At 70.3% G+C, this 20,742-nt stretch carries 21 protein-coding genes; 15 read left to right on the forward strand and 6 right to left on the reverse strand.

Annotation, left to right across the window (positions count from 1 at the left end; translation table 11 throughout):
• Position 1: 1 nt before the first annotated feature.
• From AC07NB_RS01300 to hutI, 3 genes are read left to right on the forward strand one after another with little or no spacing between them, the layout of a single operon-like run.
• Complete coding sequence (locus AC07NB_RS01300) at positions 2 to 1,390, forward strand: formimidoylglutamate deiminase (protein ID WP_494572438.1); 1,389 nt, start codon at positions 2 to 4, stop codon at positions 1,388 to 1,390.
• Positions 1,387 to 2,088 carry a histidine utilization transcriptional repressor HutC gene (gene hutC / locus AC07NB_RS01305; protein WP_494572437.1) on the forward strand — a complete coding sequence of 234 codons (702 nt, stop codon included), beginning with the start codon at positions 1,387 to 1,389 and terminating at the stop codon, positions 2,086 to 2,088. The genes AC07NB_RS01300 and hutC overlap by 4 nt, the downstream gene beginning before the upstream one ends.
• Positions 2,085 to 3,278, forward strand: a complete 1,194-nt coding sequence (gene hutI, locus AC07NB_RS01310) for an imidazolonepropionase (protein WP_494572436.1) — start codon at positions 2,085 to 2,087, stop codon at positions 3,276 to 3,278. The genes hutC and hutI overlap by 4 nt, the downstream gene beginning before the upstream one ends.
• Before the next feature lie 136 nt (positions 3,279 to 3,414).
• On the opposite strand, the gene AC07NB_RS01315 is transcribed toward hutI, so the two are convergent.
• The gene (locus AC07NB_RS01315) at positions 3,415 to 4,017 is read right to left on the reverse strand and encodes a nitroreductase family protein (protein ID WP_291834030.1); all 603 of its coding nucleotides are present in this window, start codon (positions 4,015 to 4,017) and stop codon (positions 3,415 to 3,417) included.
• Between the two features lie 45 nt (positions 4,018 to 4,062).
• On the opposite strand from AC07NB_RS01315, the gene AC07NB_RS01320 reads away from it, so the two are divergent.
• The 3 genes from AC07NB_RS01320 (at position 4,063) to AC07NB_RS01330 (ending at position 5,832) form a co-directional block, all read left to right on the forward strand.
• A complete protein-coding gene (locus AC07NB_RS01320) occupies positions 4,063 to 4,713 on the forward strand; it encodes an NUDIX domain-containing protein (protein WP_494572435.1) in 651 nt (216 codons plus the stop codon).
• Between the two features lie 22 nt (positions 4,714 to 4,735).
• Positions 4,736 to 5,557 (forward strand): serine O-acetyltransferase, encoded by an 822-nt coding sequence (gene cysE, locus AC07NB_RS01325; RefSeq protein WP_494572434.1) that lies wholly within the window; start codon positions 4,736 to 4,738, stop codon positions 5,555 to 5,557.
• 65 nt (positions 5,558 to 5,622) lie between these two features.
• Complete coding sequence (locus AC07NB_RS01330; protein ID WP_439471403.1) at positions 5,623 to 5,832, forward strand: DUF3126 family protein; 210 nt, start codon at positions 5,623 to 5,625, stop codon at positions 5,830 to 5,832.
• A 69-nt stretch (positions 5,833 to 5,901) separates the two neighbouring features.
• On the opposite strand, the gene AC07NB_RS01335 is transcribed toward AC07NB_RS01330, so the two are convergent.
• Positions 5,902 to 6,513, reverse strand: coding sequence for a hypothetical protein (locus AC07NB_RS01335; RefSeq protein WP_494572433.1), 612 nt, complete (start codon positions 6,511 to 6,513; stop codon positions 5,902 to 5,904).
• 91 nt (positions 6,514 to 6,604) lie between these two features.
• Between AC07NB_RS01335 and AC07NB_RS01340 the strand changes: the two genes are divergently transcribed.
• The 6 genes from AC07NB_RS01340 to AC07NB_RS01365 all read left to right on the forward strand — a co-directional run bounded on the left by AC07NB_RS01340 (position 6,605) and on the right by AC07NB_RS01365 (position 11,801).
• The gene (locus tag AC07NB_RS01340) at positions 6,605 to 7,474 is read left to right on the forward strand and encodes a 50S ribosomal protein L11 methyltransferase (RefSeq protein WP_492313405.1); all 870 of its coding nucleotides are present in this window, start codon (positions 6,605 to 6,607) and stop codon (positions 7,472 to 7,474) included.
• 56 nt (positions 7,475 to 7,530) lie between these two features.
• Positions 7,531 to 7,977 (forward strand): hypothetical protein, encoded by a 447-nt coding sequence (locus AC07NB_RS01345; protein WP_494572432.1) that lies wholly within the window; start codon positions 7,531 to 7,533, stop codon positions 7,975 to 7,977.
• Positions 7,978 to 8,173: 196 nt separating this feature from the next.
• Positions 8,174 to 9,985, forward strand: a complete 1,812-nt coding sequence (locus tag AC07NB_RS01350; protein WP_494572431.1) for an aminopeptidase P family protein — start codon at positions 8,174 to 8,176, stop codon at positions 9,983 to 9,985.
• An 8-nt stretch (positions 9,986 to 9,993) separates the two neighbouring features.
• Positions 9,994 to 10,410, forward strand: a complete 417-nt coding sequence (locus AC07NB_RS01355; RefSeq protein WP_494572430.1) for a hypothetical protein — start codon at positions 9,994 to 9,996, stop codon at positions 10,408 to 10,410.
• Between the two features lie 73 nt (positions 10,411 to 10,483).
• Positions 10,484 to 11,473 carry an aldo/keto reductase gene (locus tag AC07NB_RS01360; protein WP_494572429.1) on the forward strand — a complete coding sequence of 330 codons (990 nt, stop codon included), beginning with the start codon at positions 10,484 to 10,486 and terminating at the stop codon, positions 11,471 to 11,473.
• Positions 11,474 to 11,486: 13 nt separating this feature from the next.
• Positions 11,487 to 11,801 (forward strand): NIPSNAP family protein, encoded by a 315-nt coding sequence (locus tag AC07NB_RS01365; protein WP_492313400.1) that lies wholly within the window; start codon positions 11,487 to 11,489, stop codon positions 11,799 to 11,801.
• On the opposite strand, the gene AC07NB_RS01370 is transcribed toward AC07NB_RS01365, so the two are convergent.
• The gene (locus AC07NB_RS01370) at positions 11,795 to 12,217 is read right to left on the reverse strand and encodes a DUF2147 domain-containing protein (RefSeq protein ID WP_494572428.1); all 423 of its coding nucleotides are present in this window, start codon (positions 12,215 to 12,217) and stop codon (positions 11,795 to 11,797) included. The genes AC07NB_RS01365 and AC07NB_RS01370 overlap by 7 nt on opposite strands.
• Positions 12,218 to 12,237: 20 nt before the next feature.
• Positions 12,238 to 14,559: an NAD-dependent DNA ligase LigA gene (gene ligA / locus AC07NB_RS01375; protein ID WP_494572427.1), complete on the reverse strand. Its 2,322-nt coding sequence runs from the start codon at positions 14,557 to 14,559 to the stop codon at positions 12,238 to 12,240.
• A gap of 126 nt (positions 14,560 to 14,685) precedes the next feature.
• On the opposite strand from ligA, the gene AC07NB_RS01380 reads away from it, so the two are divergent.
• The 3 genes from AC07NB_RS01380 to AC07NB_RS01390 all read left to right on the forward strand — a co-directional run bounded on the left by AC07NB_RS01380 (position 14,686) and on the right by AC07NB_RS01390 (position 16,919).
• A complete protein-coding gene (locus tag AC07NB_RS01380; RefSeq protein WP_494572426.1) occupies positions 14,686 to 15,660 on the forward strand; it encodes a M28 family peptidase in 975 nt (324 codons plus the stop codon).
• 79 nt (positions 15,661 to 15,739) lie between these two features.
• On the forward strand, positions 15,740 to 16,360 hold the full coding sequence (locus AC07NB_RS01385; protein ID WP_492313396.1) for a methyltransferase family protein: 621 nt from the start codon (positions 15,740 to 15,742) through the stop codon (positions 16,358 to 16,360).
• Between the two features lie 10 nt (positions 16,361 to 16,370).
• Positions 16,371 to 16,919 (forward strand): hypothetical protein, encoded by a 549-nt coding sequence (locus AC07NB_RS01390; RefSeq protein ID WP_492313395.1) that lies wholly within the window; start codon positions 16,371 to 16,373, stop codon positions 16,917 to 16,919.
• A 1-nt stretch (position 16,920) separates the two neighbouring features.
• On the opposite strand, the gene AC07NB_RS01395 is transcribed toward AC07NB_RS01390, so the two are convergent.
• Positions 16,921 to 18,429: a Ppx/GppA phosphatase family protein gene (locus AC07NB_RS01395; protein ID WP_494572425.1), complete on the reverse strand. Its 1,509-nt coding sequence runs from the start codon at positions 18,427 to 18,429 to the stop codon at positions 16,921 to 16,923.
• Complete coding sequence (locus tag AC07NB_RS01400) at positions 18,429 to 20,654, reverse strand: RNA degradosome polyphosphate kinase (RefSeq protein WP_492313393.1); 2,226 nt, start codon at positions 20,652 to 20,654, stop codon at positions 18,429 to 18,431. The genes AC07NB_RS01395 and AC07NB_RS01400 overlap by 1 nt, the downstream gene beginning before the upstream one ends.
• Positions 20,655 to 20,742: the final 88 nt, after the last annotated feature.

The raw sequence follows: 20,742 nt of genomic DNA on the forward strand, positions 1-20,742 counted from the left end.
GATGGAGAGTTGTCCAGTGCCGGATCAAGCCGCCCACAGCCTGTTCTTCCGCCGCGCCCTGCTGCCGCAGGGCTGGACGGCGAATGTGAGGATCGCCGTCACGGACGGGGCGGTCACGGGGGTGGAGACCAACGCCGTGCAGGGCGCGGGCGAGGCCGATCTGGGCGTCGTCCTGCCGGGCCTGTCGAACGTGCACAGCCACGCCTTCCAGCGCGCGATGGCCGGGCTGACCGAAGAGCGCGGACCGAACGAGGGCGATGACTTCTGGTCCTGGCGGGCGCTGATGTACCGCTTCCTCGACCGGGGCGGGCCCGAGGAGATCGAGGCGATCACGGCGCTGGCCTTCGCCGAGATGCTGGAGGGCGGCTTCACCCGGGTGGGGGAGTTCCACTATCTGCACAACGATCCCGACGGCCGGACGTACGCCGACCGGGGCGAACTGGCGGGGCGGATCGCGGCGGCGGCGGACGGGACCGGGATCGGCCTGACCCTGCTGCCGGTCTTCTATGCCCATGCGGGCTTCGGCGGGATGCCGCCCGCGCACGGACAGCGCCGCTTTATCAATGATATCGACGGCTTCGCGAAGCTGATGGATGAGAGCCGGCGGATCGTCTCGGCCCTGCCGGACGCGGTCGTCGGGGTGGCCCCGCACAGCCTGCGGGCCGTGACGCCGGAGGAGATCGCGGCCGTGGTTCCGATGGCCGGCGACGGGCCCGTCCACATCCATGCGGCCGAGCAGACCAAGGAAGTCGACGACTGCCTGGCCTGGTCCGGCGCGCGGCCGGTGCAGTGGCTGTTGGACAATGTCGGGCTGGACCGGCGCTGGTGCCTGATCCACGCGACCCATCTGACCGGCGACGAGACGACGCGGATGGCGAAGAGTGGGGCGGTGGCGGGCCTGTGCCCTGTGACCGAGGCCAACCTCGGCGACGGCGTCTTCCCGGCGGTGGAGTTCCTGGCCCAGGGCGGGACCTTCGGCCTGGGAACGGACTCCAATGTGCTGATCGACGCCGCGGGAGAGCTGCGGGCGCTGGAGTACAGCCAGCGGCTGAGCCGGCGCGGCCGGGCGGTGCTGGCGGACAAGGAAGCCTCGACCGGCGGGACCCTGTACCGGCGTGCGCTGGCGGGCGGAGCGCAGGCGACCGGCGGGACCACCGGCATCGCGGTCGGCCAGGCGGCGGACTTCGTGACGCTGGAGACCGACGACCTGGCCTATGCGGGGCGGACGGACGACGCCCTGCTGGACAGCCTGGTCTTCGCCGGGCCGAAGCGGGCGATCCGCACGGTCTGGCGGCGGGGCCGGGTGGTGGTCGAGAACGGCCGCCATGTGGGCCGGGACGCCATCGAGGCCCGCTATCGCCGGGCGCTGGACGCCGTGCTGGGCGGATGAGCGCCCTGCATCGCCGCATCGGCGCGGACATTGAGCGGCGGATCCTGTCGGGCGAGTGGCCGCCCGGCGCGCGGGTGCCGACCGAGGCCGAGCTTCAGGCGGAATACGGCTGCGCGCGGATGACGGTGTCCAAGGCCCTGACCGACCTGTCGGCGCGCGGGCTGATCCTGCGCCGGCGCCGGGCGGGGTCCGTGGTGGCGCGTCCGCCGGTGCATTCCGCCGTGCTGGACATTCCCGACATCGCCGCCGAGATCGAGGCGCGCGGCATGGCCTATGGCTATGAACTGCTGGAGCGGTCCGAACGGGCGGCGACGGACGAGGAGGCGTGGCTGGGCGCACGGGTCGTGGCCCTCGCCTGCCTGCACCGGGCCGACGGCGCGCCCTTCGCGCTGGAACGGCGGCTGATCGGCCTTCAGGCCACGCCCGAGGCGGCGGACGAGCGGTTCGAGACGGTCTCGCCCGGCGGCTGGCTGCTGAAGCGGGCGCCATGGACCGAGGCCGAGCACCGGATCGCGGCGGTGGCGGCGGACCGGGAGACGGCCCTGCGGCTGGACCTGACGCCCGGCGAGGCCTGCCTCAAGCTGGAGCGCCGCACCTGGGCGGACGGCCTGGGCGTGACCTGGGCGTGGCAGACCTTCCCGGGGCAGGCCTATGATCTGGTCGCCCGCTTCTCTCCCGCCCGACCGGAGGCCCGATGACCCGCCTGCTGACCGACTGCCATGTGGCGACGATGGCGGGCGAGACCGCCTATGGCGCCATTGAGGACGCGGCGATCCTGATCGAGGACGGCCGGATCGCCTGGGTCGGGCCGCGGGCCGAGGCGCCGGCGGCCGATGTCGTGGAGCGGCTGGACGGGCGCTGGGTCACGCCGGGGCTGATCGACTGCCATACGCACCTGGTGTTCGGCGGCGACCGTTCGGGCGAGTTCGAGCAGCGGCTGGGCGGCGCCACCTATGAGGAGATCGCGCGCGGCGGGGGCGGCATCGTCTCCTCGGTGAAGGCGACCCGTGCGGCGAGCGAGGATGAGCTCTACGCCTCGGCCCTGACCCGGCTGGACGGTCTGAAAGCCACGGGCGTGACGACCGTGGAGATCAAGTCCGGCTACGGGCTGGACCGGGACTCGGAGCTGGCCATGCTGCGCGTGGCGCGGCGGATCGGGCGCGAGGCGGGGGTGCGGGTGCGCACCAGCTATCTGGGCCTGCACGCCGTGCCGCCCGAGCTGACGACGGACCGGGGCGCCTATGTCGACCTGGCCATCGACCGGATTCTGCCGGACGCCCACGCCGAGGGGCTGGTCGACATGGTGGACGCTTATTGCGAGCCCATCGCCTTCACGACCGACGAGGTCAGCCGCCTGTTCGAGAAGGCCAGGGCGTTGGGCCTGCCGGTCAAGCTGCATGCCGACCAGCTGTCGGACGGCGGCGGCGCGGCGCTGGCGGCGAGATACGGCGCTTTGTCGGCGGACCATGTGGAGCACACGACCGAGGCGGGCGTGACGGCGATGGCGAAGGCGGGGGTGGTCGCCGTGCTGCTGCCGGGGGCCTTCCTGATGCTGCGCGAGACCACGCCCCCGCCCATCGCGCTGTTCCGACAGCATGGCGTGCGGATGGCGGTGGCGACGGACTGCAATCCCGGCACCTCGCCGGTGGCGTCGATGACGGCGGCGCTGAACCTGGCCTGCGTGCAGTTCCGCCTGACGCCGGAAGAGGCGCTGGCGGGGGCGACGCGGGTGGCGGCCAAGGCGCTGGGCCTGACCGATGTCGGGACCATCGAGGCCGGCAAGACGGCCGATCTGGCGGTGTGGGACATCAGCCGTCCGGCCGAGCTCTGCTATTGGCTGGGCAAGCCGCTGCTGCACGCGCGTTACGTGTCAGGCGAGCGCGCATAGGTAGTTTGTTAAGGCGAATCCCCGCACAATCCGGGGATGAAACGCGATCTGGTCGAGTTCGGACTGGTCGTCGCCACCATCGCGACAACGATCCTGTATGGCCTGTGCGTCAGCCTGCAGGTCGCGGGCGTATTCGCTAATCACGCCATTCGGTGATCGCCGCCACATCGGGGCGCGGCCGCTCCAGCGGGGCCTCGGCCAACGTGCCGATGTGGATGAAGCCCGCCACCTGTTCGCCGTCCTTGACGCCATAGAGGGCCACGGCCTCGGCGTCGTAGCTGTACCAGTCGGTGATCCAGCTGGCCGAATAGCCCAGGGCGTTGGCCGCGTGCTCGATGTTCATGCAGACCGCGCCCGCCGAGAGCTGCTGCTCCCAGACCGGCACCTTCTGGCTGTCGACCGGGACGGAGACGACCAGGATCGTCAGGGGCGCGGCGGTCAGCTTCATCAGCACCTTGCGGGCCTTGTCCGCGCCGGGCTGGCGGTCGGCCAGCGGCAGCAGCTTGTCGGCCAGGTCGGCGCGACCTTGCGGGCCCATCACCACGAAGCGCCACGGGAACAGCTTGCCGTGGTCGGGGCTGCGGGCGCCCAGCGTCAGGATGCGCTCGATCTCCTGCCGCGAGGGGCCGGGGCCGGTCAGGCTCTGGGCCGGGGCGGAACGGCGGCGGGCGAGGCGGTCGGCGAAATCTTCGGAAGCGACGGGGAGGGGGAGGGCGGCGCCCAGATCGGTGTCGGTCATGGGGCGTAGCTAGGCGCGCAGCCGGCTCTGCGCCATACCCGGATCATGACCGACTCCCGCGATATTTTCGACGCCGACCGCCCGCTGCCGATCTGGGATGACGGACGCGACCGTCCGCCGCCTTGGCGGGACGCGGGCGCGACGATCCTGTTCGAGAACCCGTGGATGCGGCTCACCCGCCACGACGCCACGGCCCCGACGGGGCACAAGGCGGACTATGTCGTCATGCGGCCGCGGAACATGTCGGTGGGGGTGCTGCCGCTGCACGCGGACGGCACGGTGACCCTTGTCGGCCAGCAGCGCTTCGCCCTGATGAACTGGTCCTGGGAGATGCCGGAAGGCGGCGCGCCGTTCGACGAGGACCCGCTGGAGGGCGCAAAGCGCGAACTGGCCGAGGAGGCCGGGCTGGCGGCGGCGCAGTGGCGGCTGGCCTATCGGGCCGAGATGACCAACTCCATCACCGACGAGCGGGCCATGGCCTGGCTGGCGTGGGATTTCAACGAGGTTCCGATCGCACCCGACGAGACCGAGATCATCCGCGTCGCCCGCGTGCCGTTCGGCGATCTTCTGCGCGAGATCGGGCGCGGATCGATCCGGGATATGTTTACTCTCGCGACCGTCCTGCGCGCCTACCATATGGCGCGCGAAGGCGAACTGCCGCCGGAACTGGCGAAGGCCATGCTGGCCAGCGTATGATGGCCGCCTGATGGAGCCCGTGATGCCCAAGCTTGAAGTCGTCATCGCCGAACCGGACGCCTGGACCCTGCTGCGCGCCGCCGCCGGAGCCGCGGCCCGGGACGAGCCGCACCTCGCGTCGCAGATGAACGCCGTGATCCTGTCGCACGGCGACCTGGCCTCGGCCCTGAGCTTCCAGATCGCGCGCAAGATGGGCGACGCCGAACTGGGCGCCATGTCGATCCGCGAGGTGTGCCGCGACGCCTTCGAGGCTGATCCGGAGATCGTCGCCGCCGCCGAGGCCGACCTTCTGGCCGTCGCCGAGCGCGATCCGGCGATCCGCTCGCTGCTGCAGCCCTTCCTCTACTTCAAGGGCTTCCAGGCCCTGCAGGCGCACCGCGTGGCCCACTGGCTGTGGACCGAGGGGCGCGACACCCTGGCCTTCCACCTGCAGAGCCGGATGTCCGAGCTGTTCCAGATCGACATCCATCCGGCGGCGAAGCTCGGCTCGGGCCTGTTCCTCGACCACGGCACCGGCATCGTCATCGGCGAGACGGCGGTGGTCGGCGACGAGGTCTCGATGCTGCACGGCGTGACGCTGGGCGGCACGGGCGCGGACCGCGGTGATCGTCATCCCAAGATCGGCAAGGGCGTCCTGCTGGGCGCCGGGGCCAAGGTGCTGGGCAACATCACCGTCGGCGACTACGCCAAGGTGGCCTCGGGCTCGGTGGTGCTGAAGCCGGTGCCGGCGGGCTGCACCGTCGCGGGCGTGCCGGCGCGGCTGGTCAACTGCCCGACCGAGGCGGCCCCGGCGCGGACCATGGACCATACGCTGGCCGACATCGTCTATGACTTCGTGATCTAGGGTTTCCCTCAGCCGAGCCATTCTCTAGGGTCCGCGCCAATTCCAGACGGACCGAGGACTTCCCCATGAACGCCCACGACATGAAGCGCGTCGAGACGCACCTGAAGCGCACCTTCAACACGGGCGGCATCATCGTGAAGCCGCGCGGCAAGCCGGCGGACTCGGCCGAGGTCTATGTCGGCGACGAGTTCATCGGCGTGGTCTTCGAGGACGAGGACGAGGCGGGCAGCTTCATGTTCGAGATGGCCATCCTGGCGGAAGACCTGCCGGAATAGGCCGCCGAACAGCGGACGTGAAAAAGGCCCCGGGGAGCGATCCCCGGGGCCTTCGTCATTTCAGCGCGATCAGCTCTTGCCGAAAATCAGTCGGCTCAGCGAGGCGAAGAAGCCCGTCTTCTCGGCGGGCTTCGGCGCGGCGGCCGGAGCGGCGGCGGCGGGCGCAGCAGCCGGGGCGACGGCGGCAGGAGCCGGAGTCGGCTTCGGAGCGGCCGCGACCGGGGCGGCGGCGGGCTTGGCGGCCGGAGCGGCGGCCTTCGGAGCGGCGGCCTTGGGAGCAGCAGCCTTCGGCGCGGCGGCCGGCTTCTTGGCGGCGACCGGCTTGGCGGCGGGCTTCGGCGCAGCCTTCGGAGCGACCTTGGTCGCAGCCTTCACGGCGGGCTTGGCGGCGGCCTTGGGCGCAGCGGCCTTGGCGGCGGCGGGCTTGGCAGCCGGCTTCGCAGCGGGTTTGGCGACCGGCTTCTTGGCGGCGACGGCCTTCGGCGCGGCGGCCTTGGCCGGGGCCGAAACCTTCACGGCGGGCTTGGCCGGAGCCTTGGCGGCCGGCTTGGGAGCGGCGGCCTTGGCGGCGGGTTTTGCGGCCGCGGGCTTAACGGCGCTCGACTTCGCGGCCGGTTTCGGCTTGGAAGCTGCGGACGTCGCCGGTTTGGCGGTACTCGACTTGGATGGTGCTTTGGCCATGAATTCCCCGACCCCTCGGATGTTGCGATTGCTGGCGATGGAGAGCACGCCAGCGCGTGTCTCGATTCGTGATCATAGCGGCGTTTGAGAAATGTCCGAGTCCGCTGTTCAGATAATCGCGCGCGGCCCCCGCGTCATCGCTGAAACCGCCGCCCTGGCGCTGGATGCCGACCCCCTGCTGGAGGGCGCCACCTACTCGATCCTGGAAGAGGACGAGGACAAGGGCGTCTGGCGCATCGACGCCTTCCCGACCACCGACGAGGAAGCCGAAGGCATCGAGAAGACGCTGTCGGCGCATGACGGGCTGACCGTCGTGGTCGAGAAGCTGGCCGACGCCGACTGGCTGGCCATGTCCCTGTCGGGCCTGCCGCCGGTCGAGGCCGGGCGCTTCTTCGTCTACGGCGCCCACGATCAGGGCCGCGTGCCGGTCAACAAGATCAATCTGAAGATCGATGCGGGCGCCGCCTTCGGCACGGGTCACCACGGCACGACCGTCGGCTGCCTTCTGGCCTTCGACGAGCTGCTGAAGAAGGAAAGCTTCGAACGGGTGCTGGATGTCGGCTGCGGCACCGGCGTGCTGGCCATCGCGGCGGCCCGGGCCGGATCGAAGGTCGCGGTGGGCACCGATATCGACGCGCCCTCCGTCCGCATCGCCAACGAGAACGCCAAGCTGAACCAGGCCGACGCCCGCTTCGTGCACGCCTTCGGCCTGAACGACCGCAAGGTGCGCGGGCAGGGGCCGTACGACCTGGTCTTCGCCAACATCCTGGCCCCGCCTCTGGTCAGCCTGTCGCAGGACATCAAGGAGGCGCTGAAGCTGGGCGGGGTGGCCATCCTGTCCGGCCTGCTGCGGACGCAGGAACGCCGGGTGACGGCGGCCTATCTGTCGCGCGGCTTCGTGCTGGAGCGCCGCATCCACCGCGATGCGTGGAGCGCGCTGGTGTTGAGACGGGTGGGTTAACGGCGGAACAGCCGCCCGGCGGGGGTGTTCCGGTCACATAACCGGAGGATGCCCCTGTGACCCAGCACGACCCTGACCTAGACCCCGTCCGCGAAACCGTCGTGACGCGCGGCCCCGTGATCGAAACCGTGGAGACGGTCGTGGTCAGGGAGTCGAACGCCGGCTGGTGGATCGCCGGCATCCTCGGCGGCCTCGTGCTGATCGCCGTGCTGTGGATCCTGTTCTCGCGCGCGCCGGCCCCGGCCACGGAGGACGCCCTGCTGGAAGCCCAGGCGGACGCGGTCGCCGCCCAGGCCCAGGCCGATCGCGCCGCCGTCGCCGGTCAGGTCGCCGGCGCCCAGGCCAGCGTCGATATCGCCCGGGCGGACGCGGCGCGCGCCGCTGCCGAAGCGCGGACGGCGGAGGCCCAGGCGGCGGAACCGGTGGTGATCGAACGGACCGTCCCGGCCGCGTCGGCCCCGACGGCTCCCGCGGTGGTCAGCCCCACCGCCCCGCAGAACTAGCAGCAGAACTCTCCCTCCCCCGAAGTGGGGAGGGATGTCGGCGCGTCAGCGACGACAGGGTGGGGATGTTTGACGACGCTCGTCCGCGCGGCCGCTCCCCACCCGACCTCGCTTCGCTCGGCCACCCTCCCCATGAGGGGAGGGAGACCATGCCGCCCCTCCCCAAACGCCCGCGCCCGGTGCTATGCCTCCGGCCATGCGCCAGACCTATGATGAAACGACCGATCCGTCCTTCGGGGCCAAGCATCTCCCCCGCGTGCGGGCCAAGATGGCCGAACAGGGCCTCGACGGGATGCTGGTCCCGCATGAGGACGAGCACCAGAACGAATACCTGCCCGCCGCCAACGACCGGCTGGCCTGGGTGAGCGGCTTCACCGGCTCGGCCGGGGCCGGCGTGGTTCTGAAGGACAAGGCGGCGGTGTTCGCCGACGGCCGCTACACCGTGCAGGTGCGGGCCCAGGTCGACGCCGGGCAGTTCGAGATCCTGGACCTCGTCGAGGGCGGGGTGCCCGCCTATCTGGCGCGCGCGCCCAAGGGTTCAGTGATCGGCTACGACCCGCGGCTGCACAGCCCGGACGCGCTGGCGGTGCTGAAGCGGGCGGCGGTCAAGGCCGGGGCCGAGCTGACGCCGGTGACGGTCAATCCGGTTGATCAGGCCTGGGCCGAGGAGCGCCCGGAACAGCCGATGGCGCCGGTCGTGCCGCATGAGGACAAATACGCCGGCGAAAGCAGCGCCTCCAAGCGCGCCCGCATCGGCGAGGCCGTGGCCAAGGCGGGGGCGGACGCGACGGTGCTGACGGCCCCGGCCTCGATCGCCTGGCTGTTCAACATCCGCGGTGGGGATGTGATCCGCACGCCGCTGCCGCTGTCGCAGGCCATCGTGAAGACCGACGGGACGGCGCAACTGTTCATGGACCCGCGCAAGGTGACCAACGCATTGCCCGCCTGGCTGGGCGACGCGGTGACGCTGGAGGCGCCCGAGGCGCTTGACGGGGCGCTGGACGCGCTGGCGGGCCAGAAGGTGCTGGTTGATCCGGGCCAGTCCTCGGCCTGGTATTTCGACCGGCTGACCGATGCGGGCGCGACCGTGGTGCGCGGGATGGATCCCTGCACCCTGCCGCGCGCGCAGAAGAACCCGGTGGAGATCGAGGGCTCGCGTCAGGCCCACATCCGCGACGGCGCGGCCCTGAGCCGCTTCCTGCACTGGATCGACACGGTCGCCCAGCAGACCTTGCCGGACGAGCGCGAGGTGGCCGAGACGCTGGAGCGCTTCCGCGAGGAGACCGGCGCGCTCAAGGACCTGAGCTTCGACACCATCGCGGGCGCCGGGCCCAACGGCGCCCTGCCGCACTACAAGCCGGTGACCCGCACCATCCGCCGGATCGAGAAGGGCTCCCTGCTGCTGGTGGACGGCGGCGGCCAGTATCTGGACGGCACCACGGACGTGACCCGGACCATGGCGGTCGGGACGCCGACGGCGGACCAGAAGCGCATGTTCACCTTGGTGCTGAAGGGCCATATCGCCATGGCCGTGGTGCGCTTCCCGGCCGGGACGACCGGGCATCAGATCGACGCCCTGGCGCGCCTGCCGCTGTGGATGCAGGGCTTCGACTACGACCACGGCACCGGCCACGGCGTCGGCAGCTATCTGGGCGTCCACGAAGGGCCGCAGCGGATCGCCAAGGCGGTGAACAGCCAGCCGCTGCTGACCGGCATGATCCTGTCCAACGAGCCCGGCTATTACCGCGAGGGCCACTGGGGCATCCGCATCGAGACCCTGCAGGTGGTCACGGCGCCGGAGCCGATCCCCGGCGGCGAGCGGCCCATGCACGGCTTCGAGCAACTGACCCTGGCCCCGCTGGACCGCAAGCTGATCGATACGGCCCTGCTGACCCCGGACGAGCGCGCCTATGTCGACGCCTACCACGCCGAGGTGTGGACCAAGGTCGGGCCGCTGATGGACGGGGAGGCGAAGGCGTGGCTGGAGACGGCCTGCGCGGCGCTTTGAGGCCGGCCATGACGCTGGTGTTCGAGCAGCTCAACAAGGGATGGAACGCGTATCCGAACGGCTCGGAATCAATCGTCGACCGGGTCGGCGACACTCTGACCTTCCGTTTTGAACTCAATCCCTTCGCCTACGAGGGCGTCAGCAAAGGCGATGAAGCGGTTCTCACCTTTTCCGGGTGCACCCGTTGGCGGCTGGGCATGACCAACGATCAAGGCTGGTTTGAAGGTCAGTGCCGGTATTCGGATGTGGCCCCGCGATGGGGTGAATTTTACGAGATCATCGGAGATGATCCCGAACGAAACGCTCCGGAGGACTGGCAGATCATCGGGGCGGACACGAGCGCTGGTCGGCACTTCCTGTTCTACCTCAGGGATGAAACCTTCGAGTGCGTGGCGGATGACTGGCGGATCGCCGACTTGAAATAAGGCCGAACGGCGCCCATCTCCTGAGGGCCGGCGGCGTGGCCGCCGGCTTCCTCACATTTCAGGAGACGCGGTGATGAAGACGCGCACGCTGGGCCGTTCGGGCCCCGAGGTTTCGGCCATCGGCCTGGGCTGCATGGGCATGGCCGCCTTCTACGGGCAGGCGTCGGACGAGGCGCAGGCGACGGCGGTCATCCACCGCGCGCTCGATCTGGGCCTGACCTTCTTCGATACGGCCGAGATGTACGGCCCGCACACCAATGAGATCCAGGTCGGCAAGGCGCTGGCCGACCGGCGCGACAAGGCCTTCGTCGCGACCAAGTTCGGCATCGGCTACAACGCCGACCGCACCGCTCTGACCGTGGACGGCTCGCCCGCCAATGTGCGCCGCGCCATCGAGGGCAGCCTGAAGCGCCTGGGGATGGATCACGTCGATCTCTACTACCTGCACCGCGTCGACCCGAACACGCCGATCGAGGAGACCGTCGGCGCGATGGGCGAGCTGGTGAAGGAGGGCAAGGTGCGCTTCCTGGGCCTGTCCGAGGCCGCGCCGGAGACCCTGCGCCGGGGGCATGCGGCGCACCCGATCACCGCCCTGCAGACGGAATATTCGCTGTGGAGCCGCGAGCCCGAGGACGAGATCCTGGCGACCTGCGAGGAACTGGGCGTCGGCTTCGTGCCCTACAGCCCGCTGGGCCGGGGCTTCCTGTCGGGCGACATCCGGTCGATCGACGACCTGGCCGCGGACGACTTCCGCCGTTCCAACCCGCGCTTCATGGGCGAGAATTTCCAGAAGAACCTCGACCTGGTGGAGGCCGTGAAGGGCGTCGCCGCCGACAAGGGCGTGACGGCGGCGCAACTGGCGTTGGCCTGGGTGCTGGCGCAGGGGCCCCATCTGGTTCCGATCCCCGGCACCCGGCGCATCGCGACGCTGGAGGACAACATCGCCGCGGCGGAGGTCGTGCTGACGCCGGAAGACCTGAGCCGCATCGAAGCGGTCTTCCCCAAGGGCGCGGCGCAGGGAGAACGCTATGCGCCGGCGGGCCGGGCGGCGCTGAACCGCTGAGGAGGTCGGTCCCGTGATCACGTGCGTCATCGACTATGTGATCGATCCATCAAAGATCGAGGCGTTCGAGCGCTTCGGCGCGCGATGGATTGAACTGGTGAACCGCCATGGCGGACAGCATCACGGCTACTTCCTGCCGGGCGAGGGGGCCAGCGATCGTGCGCTGGCCCTGTTCAGCTTTCCGAGCCTCGCAGCTTATGAAGCCTATCGGGCGCTGTTCGGGCGCGATCCCGATTTCATCGCGGCCGACCGCATCCGTGACGAGAGCGGCTGCGTGATCCGATACGACCGGACCTTCATGCGGCCGCTGGCGCCCGGCGATTACTGAACCCGCGTCCAGGTCTGGTTGCGGCACAGGGGGGCGACGACGCAGCCGCGCAGGCGCAGGGTGTTGTCGCCCTGCATGGTGATGGTCCCGCGATAGGTGCGGCCGTCGGCGGGGTTGTAGACGCTGCCGCCCGTCCATTCGGTCGGGCCGCCGGTGAAGCCGCGCAGCATGGGCAGGTTGCGCAGGGGGCGGGTGCGCAGCGACCGGTCCGAATTGTTCTCGTCCAGTGCGCCGGGTTCGGCGCGGATATGATCCGACGTCACCAGCACGCCGCACAGGGTCTGGCCGCAGCGGCTGATGCGGACCTGTCCGCCGTTGGTGGGGGTCTGCCACAGGCCGGTCGGATCGCTCGCCAGGGCGGGGGAGGCGAAGGCGGCGGAGGCGGTCAGGACGGCGGCGAGGAGGGCGAGGCGCATGGGGAACTCCGGAACAGGTTTCAGCCGCCGATCAGGGCCAGCCATTCGTCTTCGGTCAAAATCACAACGCCGTGCTTTTGCGCTTCGGCCAGCTTTGACCCCGCGCCCGGACCGGCGACGAGGTAGTCGGTCTTCTTCGACACCGATCCCGAGACCTTGGCGCCGAGGCTCTCGGCCCGGGCCTTGGCCTCGTCGCGGGTGAAGCGCTCCAGCGCGCCGGTGAAGACCACGGTCTTGCCGGCGACGGCGGTGTCGGTCTTCGGCCTCTCGGCGTCCTCGACGGTGTCGAGCTGCGCGATCAGGGCGTCGACCACGGTGCGGTTGTGCGGCTCGTGGAAGAACTGGGCCAGGGCCCGCGCCGCGACGGGGCCGACGCCGGCGATGCCCGCGATCTCGCCCAGGGTCATCGAGGGGCCTTCCTCGCGCGCGATCTGGGCCAGGCGCACGATGGCGGGCCAGTCGGGGGCCAGCAGGGCCAGGGCGCGGCGGGCCGGGGAGGCGACGCCGGGGAAGGCGAGGGACAGCTTCTGGTCCAGGGGCGCCTCGGGCCAGGGATCGTCGGCCGGCGGCGTGGCGGCGGCGAGGACGGACAGGGTGCGCTCGGAGACGCCGTGGCCTTCGCTGAGCTGGGTCCATTCGGCCGACGGAATGCCTTCGGCCGCATCCAGGCAGGCCGCGTGGAAGGCGCTCCACGATCCAAAGTGGCGGGCCAGCAGGATGGAGGTCTGTTCGCCGATGTCGCGGATGCCGAGGGCGAAGATCAGCCGGTCCAGAGCGATGATCCGGCGGGCGTCGATGCCCGTGATCAGATTGCGGACGCTGGTCTCGCCATAGCCGTCCTCGTTGCGCAGTTCCTCCAGCCGGGCCTCGTCGCGGGCCAGGCGGAAGATGTCGGCGGGCTCATGCAGCCAGCCGCGCTCATGGAAGGCGACGAGCTGTTTCTCGCCCAGGCCCTCGATGTCGAAGGCGCGGCGGCCGACGAAATGCTTGAGCCGTTCGACCAGTTGCGCGTCGCAGATCAGGCCGCCGGTGCAGCGGCGGCGTACCTCGTCGCCCTCACGCACGGCCTCCGAGCCGCAGACCGGGCAGTGGGTCGGGAAAACATAGGGGACGGCGTCGGCGGGGCGCTTCTCCTGCACCACGCCGAGGATCTGCGGGATGACGTCGCCGGCGCGCTGCAGGATCACGGTGTCGCCGATGCGCACGTCCTTGCGGGCGATCTCGTCCTCGTTGTGCAGGGTGGCGTTGCGGACCACGACCCCGCCGACCGTGACCGGATGCAGGCGGGCGACGGGGGTCAGGGAGCCGGTGCGGCCGACCTGGATGTCGATGCCTTCGAGGATGGTCTGGGCCTGCTGGGCCGGGAATTTGTGGGCGATGGCCCAGCGCGGGGTGCGCGAGACGAAGCCCAGGCGCGACTGCCAGTCCAGCCGGTCGACCTTGTAGACCACGCCGTCGATGTCATAGCCGAGGGTCGCCCGGTCGGTCTGGAGACCGTCGTACAGGGCGATCAGCCCGGCGGCGTCCTCGACCCGCTGCGAGCGGCCGTTGACCTTGAAGCCCCAGGACTTGAGCGCGTCCAGCGCATGGGCCTGGGTGTCGGCGAACGGCGCGGAGATCTCGCCCCAGGCATAGGCGAAGAAGCGCAGGGGGCGCGTCGCCGTGACGGCCGGGTCCTTCTGGCGCAGCGAGCCGGCGGCGAAATTGCGGGGGTTGGCGTAGGTGCGCTGGCCGGCGGCTTCGGCGGCGGCGTTGAAGGCGTCGAATTCGTCGTTGGGCGCATAGACCTCGCCGCGCACCTCGATGACCTCGGGCCAGCCGGAGCCGGACAGGGTCTGCGGAATGTCGTCGAGGGTGAGAAGGTTGGCGGTCACGTCCTCGCCGGTCTTGCCGTCGCCGCGCGTCGCGCCGCGCACCAGCCTGCCGTGCTCGTAGCGCAGGCTGGCGCTGAGGCCGTCGATCTTGGGCTCGGCGACGAAGGCGATGTGCTCGTCCGCCGACAGCTTGAGGAAACGGCGGATGCGGGCGTCGAAGTCCGTCACCTCCTCGGGCGAGAAGGCGTTGTCCAGCGACAGCATGGGCACGCCGTGGCGGACCTCGGCGAACTGGCTGGAGATCGGACCGCCGACCACCTGCGAGGGCGAACTGGCCGAGGTCAGGTCGGGGAAGGCGTCCTCGATCTCCAGCGCGCGCCGCTTGAGGGCGTCGTATTCGCCGTCGCTGATCTCGGGCGCGTCGCCGCCGTGATACAGGGCGTCGTGCCGGGCCAGTTCCGCGCTCAGACGATCCAGCTCGGCGCGGGCGTCGCTTTCGCTCAGCTGGTCGACGGGCAGGTCAGACATGGGTCGCTCCGGAATCGATGCGCCGTTCTAGCATTCCGGCGGCGTCCGTCGCCCCGCCATGACAGGAAGTTAATCTGACGCCGCGTCCGCGGACCGCTAGCGTCGATCGTTCCTCAGGAGAATCCCTTGGCCCGCTTCAACCGTCTGTTCCTGTCGTGCGCCGCCGCGAGCCTGCTGCTCGCCGCCTGCGCGCCCACCGTGATCGCGCCCCCGGCGCCGGTCACGCCGGCGGTCCCGGCCTTCCAGGCGCAGCTGCTGGAGGATGTGCGCATCCTGGCCTCGGACGAGATGGCGGGGCGCGACACCGGTTCGGCCGGGGGCGAGCTGGCCCGAACCTATATCGTCGGCCGTCTGGAGGCGCTGGGCGTCGCCGCGCCGGCCATGGGCCGCCTGCAGCCGTGGGAGGCCACGGGCCGCACCCGCGCGGGTCCCAAGACCTATAACGGCGTCAATGTCATCGGCGTGATCCCGGGCACGCGGGTGTCGGACAAATACATCGTCGTCACCGCCCACTACGACCACGTCGGCGCCAACGACGGACAGATCTTCAACGGCGCCGACGACAACGCCTCGGGGGTGGCCACCATGCTGGCCCTGGCCGCCGAACTGAAGCGCCAGGCGCCCGAGCACAGCGTCATCATCGTCGCCCTGGACGGCGAGGAACGCGGGCTGCTGGGGGCCAAGCATTTCGTCGAGGCTCCGCCGGTGCCGCTGAGCTCGATCACCATGAACCTGAATTTCGATATGACCGCGCGGGCCGAGACCGACGGTAAGCTCTGGGTCACGGGCACCTATCAGAACCCGTCGTTCCGCCCGATCCTGGAAGCCATTCCGGCGGACGGTTCGGTGGCCCTGGCCTTCGGCAAGGACACCCCGGAGGACAAGGGCGAGGACAACTGGGTCGAGGCTTCGGACCACGGCGCCTTCTTCCGGGCGCAGGTGCCGTTCCTGTACCTGGGCGTGAACTACCACCCCGACTATCACCGCCCGTCGGACGATTTCGAGCGCATCACGCCGGCGGTGTTCACCAGCGCGACGACGCTGTCGATCGCCTCGTTCCGGGCGCTGGACCGCGCGCTGGACCGCGCGCTGGACCGCTGACGGCGTCATTTCGCCAAGATTGCCGTTGCAAGACTCCGCCGACGCATCGAAGCATGCGGTTTCGAACGGAGTGGGCGTGATGGCGACGGCGAGTTTCGACCTCGGTCGGGTGCAGAGAATCCGCAAGTTGGTCATGGGCCTCGGCATCCTGGCCGTGGTCGCGGTGGCGGTGCTGACCCAGTCGCTGGGCGGCGAGACCGGCTTCCATGAGGGGCTGGAAGCCTTCGGCCTGGCGCTGATCGCGATCTGCATCGTCGGTCGGGCCTGGTGTTCGCTCTACATCGGCGGCCGCAAGAAGGACGAGATCGTCAACCGCGGCCCGTATTCGGTCAGCCGCAACCCGCTCTATGTGTTCAGCTTCATCGGCGCGTTCGGCGTCGGGGCGCAGACCGGCAGCATTTCGCTGGCCGTGCTCTTCCTGGCCCTGACCGTCGCAGTCTTCTGGTTCACCGTGAAGCGCGAGGAGGCCTGGCTGGCCGAGGCGTTCGGTCAGACCTACGCTGACTATGTCGCACGCACCCCGCGCTTCGGTCCCGACTTCTCGAAGTGGCGCGACGAGGGCACGCTGGAGATCCGGCCCCGCTTCTTCCTGACCACCCTGAGGGACGGCCTGGTGTTCATTCTGGCCGTGCCGCTGTTCGAATCCGTGGAGAAGCTGCAGACCATCGGCTGGCTGGCTCCGATCTTCCATCTGCCCTGAGGTTTCCCCTATGCGCCGTCTTCTGATCGCCGCGGCCCTCGCGGGCCTGACCCTGGCCTCGTGCGACAGCGGGGGCGGATCGGGTCCGGCCGCGCCGGCGGCTCCGGTCTTCACCAACACGGCGTCGGGCGACCTGTCCGGCTTCTACATGCCGATGGACGAGGCGCGGGTCGGCAAGTGGTCGCTTGACCACGTCTTCGTCGGTCAGGCCGCCGAGTTCGAAAGCTGGAAGGCCGGGCAGCGCGAGGGGGCGTTCGCGCCGGTGATGCTGCAGTTCGACGACACGACCAGCCCCATGGTCGCCACCGAGATCGGCGAGGCGCGCAGCGTCACCGCCCGGGTGCTGCCGACCTCCTACAGCGTCAATGACGCCGAGATCCGCTTCGAGGGCCGTTCGCCCGAACTGGGCGTCGTCCAGTTCAGCGGCCGGCTGGACCAGGGCGCGCTGGCCACGGCGCGGCGCAACCTCGGCGACGAGGGCGCCGTGCTGACCGGATCGCTGAAGGTCGGCGACGCCCCGGCCCAGGCCGTGCGCCTGCGCTGGTGGATGGGCGACTGACCTAGTCCCTGCCGTCGATCTGCAGTTTCAGCCCCATCGCCTCGGACAGCGCCTTGCCCCGGCGGCGCGTCTGCTCGCCCAGCAGGACGTCGGCATAGCCCTGGGCGGCGGTCAGCAGCAGGGCGCCGTCCTTCACCATCGCGCGGGCGTTGACCAGCAACTGGGGCGAGCGGCCGGACAGGTCGCAGGCCAGCCGGATGGCCAGGCCGACCGCGCGGGCGCCCAGGCGCTGTTCCTCGGTCAGCAGGCGAGAGACCGTGGCGGGCTCGGGCGTGGCCGAAGGGCCGCCGTAGCGGGCGTTGACGGCGCAGGCCAGCCAGGCGCGCTCGGCATGGGTCTGGCCCGGCACCGGCGCGCGCAGCACCTGGTCGAAGGCCAGCTCGACCCGGTGATCGGGATGCAGGCGGGCGCCGAGGTCGGCCAGCCGGCAGGCGGCGTCGGCCAGCACCGCGTCGCGCCCGCGTTCGAAGGACGGCGGCAGGGCGGCCAGAACCGGTTCGATCCAGGCGCGCAGGGCGGCGGGCAGGGTGGGCGAAATGCCCTGACGCGCGCCCAGGGCCGATGAGCCCGCCAGCAGCGGGTCGGCGGCGGCGGTCTCGGCGTCCAGCGCCTCGTAGAGCAGGCCCTCGCGCACGCCCCAGGCGGACAGGACGATGGACTTCAGGCCGAGCCGGTCGATCAGCCCCTCCAGCACCAGGGCCGCGTGGGGCAGGGTCTCGGCGCGCTTGCGGGACAGGCCGGGCCATTTCTCCAGCGAGGCCTTCGACTGGCGGGCGATCAGGCGGGCGGTGTCCTGGGCGTCGGCGGCGCTGAACCGGTACTGGTGGACCACGTGCAGCGGGTAGCCGCTGATGTCCATGTGCACCTGCGCCAGGGTCCGCCAGGCGCCGCCCACGGCGTAGAGGGTGTCGGTGGCGAAATCCTCCGCGGGCTTCAGCCGCTTGGCGATGGCGGCGCGGTGGCGGTCGGGATCGAAGCCTTTGGGATCGATCAGGGCGAAGGGGCCCAGCGGCAGGGTGACGCCGCGCTCGACCTTGCCCTGGCCCAGCCGGACCAGCTCGAGGCTGGAGCCGCCCAGGTCGCCGGCGACGCCGTCGGCGTCCGGAATGCCCGCCAGCACGCCCAGGGCCGCATACCGCGCTTCCTCTTCGCCGGAGAGGACGCGGATCTTCAGCCCGGTCTCGGCGGCGACCGTATCGCAGAAGGCCTGGCCGTCGGCGGCTTCGCGCACGGCGGCGGTGGCGGCGACGAAGGTGTGGGCGGGCTTCACCCCGTCGATGACGGCGGCGAAGCGCTTCAGGGCGGTCAGGGCCTGGGCCGCGCCCTCGACGGACAGCTTGCCGGTGGCGGACAGGTCGCGGCCGAGGCCGGCCAGCACCTTCTCGTTGAACACGGTCCAGATCGCCCGGCCTTCGAGCCGGTACAGCACCAGACGCACCGAGTTGGAGCCGATATCGATGGCGGCGACGTCCCGGGGTGCGCCGATAGCCTCCTGCAGGGCCTTGGGCATCAGCGCTTCTTCCGCTCGGGGCGGACGTAGCTGAGGTGGCCTGGCAGGGTCTTCACCTTGCGGCCCCGGCCCGACAGGCTGGGGTTGGTCATGAAGTAGCGGTGGGCCGAGAACGGTCGCTCCGGATCGGCGGGCGTCACCCGGGTGTAGCCGCCGTCGGAGGTCAGAACCCAGCTCTGGGCGTCGTCCTTCAGATTGGCGACCATGATCTGGTCCAGCACCTGGTCGTGGACGGTGGCGTTGCGGACCGGGGTCATCAGCTCGACCCGGCGGTCGAGGTTGCGCGGCATCCAGTCGGCCGAGGAGATGAAGACCTTCGCCTTGTCATTGGGCAGGTCGCGGCCGTTGGCGAAGGCGACGATGCGGCTGTGCTCGAGGAAGCGGCCGACGATCGACTTGACCCGGATGTTCTCACTCAGCCCCTCCACGCCGGGACGCAGGCAGCAGACGCCGCGGATGACCAGTTCGATGCGCACGCCCCACTGGCTGGCGCGGTACAGGGCGTCGATGATCTCCGGATCCACGAGCGCGTTCATCTTGGCCCAGATGGCCGCCGGCTTGCCCTGGGCCGCCGCCGACATCTCCTTCGAGATCAGGTCGATCAGCGTCTTCTTCATGTTCAGGGGCGAGACGACCAGCGCCTCCAGCTCGTCCGGCGGCGCATAGCCGGTGATGTAGTTGAACACCCGCGAGGCGTCTCGGGCCATCACCGGGTCGCAGCTGAACAGGCTCAGGTCGGTGTAAACCTTGGCGGTGACCGGATGGTAGTTGCCGGTGCCGAAGTGGCAGTAGGTCTTCAACCCGTCGCCCTCGCGCCGGACGACGACGCTGAGCTTGGCGTGGGTCTTCCACTCGACGAAGCCGAAGACCACGTGGACCCCGGCGCGCTCCATGGCGCGGGCCCATTTCAGGTTCGCCTCCTCGTCGAAGCGGGCCTTGATCTCGACCAGGGCGGTGACGTTCTTGCCGTTCTCGGCCGCCTCGATCAGGGCCGCCACGATGGGGCTGTCCTTGGAGGTGCGGTACAGGGTCTGCTTGATCGCCAGCACGTTGGGGTCGCGCGCGGCCTGACGCAGGAACTGGACCACCACGTCGAAGCTCTCGAACGGGTGGTGGATCAGCATGTCCTTCTCGCGCACGGCCGCGAAGATGTCGCCGCCGTTGTCGCGGACCCGTTCGGGGTAGCGCGGTTCATAGCCGGGGAACTTCAGGTCCGGATGGCCGGCCGGGATCAGTTCGGACAGCTGGGCTAGGCCCAGCATGCCGTCGACCAGGACCGTGTCCTGCGGCGCGGCGTCCAGTTCGTCGGTGATGAAGGTGCGCAGGTCGTCCGGCATGGACGCCTCGATCTTGATGCGCACGACCGAGCCCAGGCGGCGTTGCTTCAGCGCCTCCTCGAACTCCATGACCAGGTCCTCGGCCTCTTCCTCGATCTCGATGTCGCTGTCGCGGATCAGGCGGAAGACGCCGCGCTCCAGCACGTCGCAGCCGGGGAACAGGTGGTCGATGAAGAGCATCAGCAGGCTCTCCAGCGTCACGAACCGCCTGCGGCCCGGGGTGGAGCGGCCGTCGGTGGCCAGCGGCCAGAAGCGCTTCACCTGGGTCGGCACCGGCACCAGGGCGTACAGGGTGCGGCGGTCCGAGCGCCGCTTCAGCTTCAACGCCAGCGAGAAGCCGAGGTTGGGCAGGAAGGGGAAGGGGTGGGCCGGGTCGATCGCCATCGGCGTCAGCACGGCGAACAGCTGGTTCAGGAACTCCGGCTCCAGCCGGTCGCGCTCGGTCTTGGTGATGCGGGCGGCGTCGACCACCTCGATCCCGGCGACCGCCAGCTCGCGGCGCAGCTTGCGCCAGCGGCGCTGCTGCTCGGCCATCAGCCCGCCCGCGGCGACATTGACCTGCTCCAGCGCCTCGGCCGGGGTCAGGCCGTCGGGGGAGACGACCCGGACGCGTTCGCGCACCTGGCCCTTCAGGCCCGCCACGCGGGTCATGAAGAACTCATCCAGGTTGTTGGCCGAGATCGACAGGAAGCGCAGGCGTTCCAGCAGCGGGTGGGCCGGGTTGGCCGCCTCTTCCAGAACGCGGCCGTTGAAGGCCAGCCAGGACGTCTCGCGATTGAAGAACCGGGCGGGCGAGGCCATCAGCTCTTCCGACAGGTGCAACTGCGGGGCGCGGGAGGAAGGGACTTCCTCGCCGGAGGTGCTGTCGCTGATCGCCGGATCGGTCATGCGCCGGTTCTGACGCGCCGCGCGGCTTGCTGCAACCTTCGTGGGATGACACTTGGACTTGGAGCGGGGAGACGGGTGGTTAGTGGCT

It is taken from the genome of Brevundimonas sp. GW821-FHT09G01 (genome assembly GCF_059416065.1).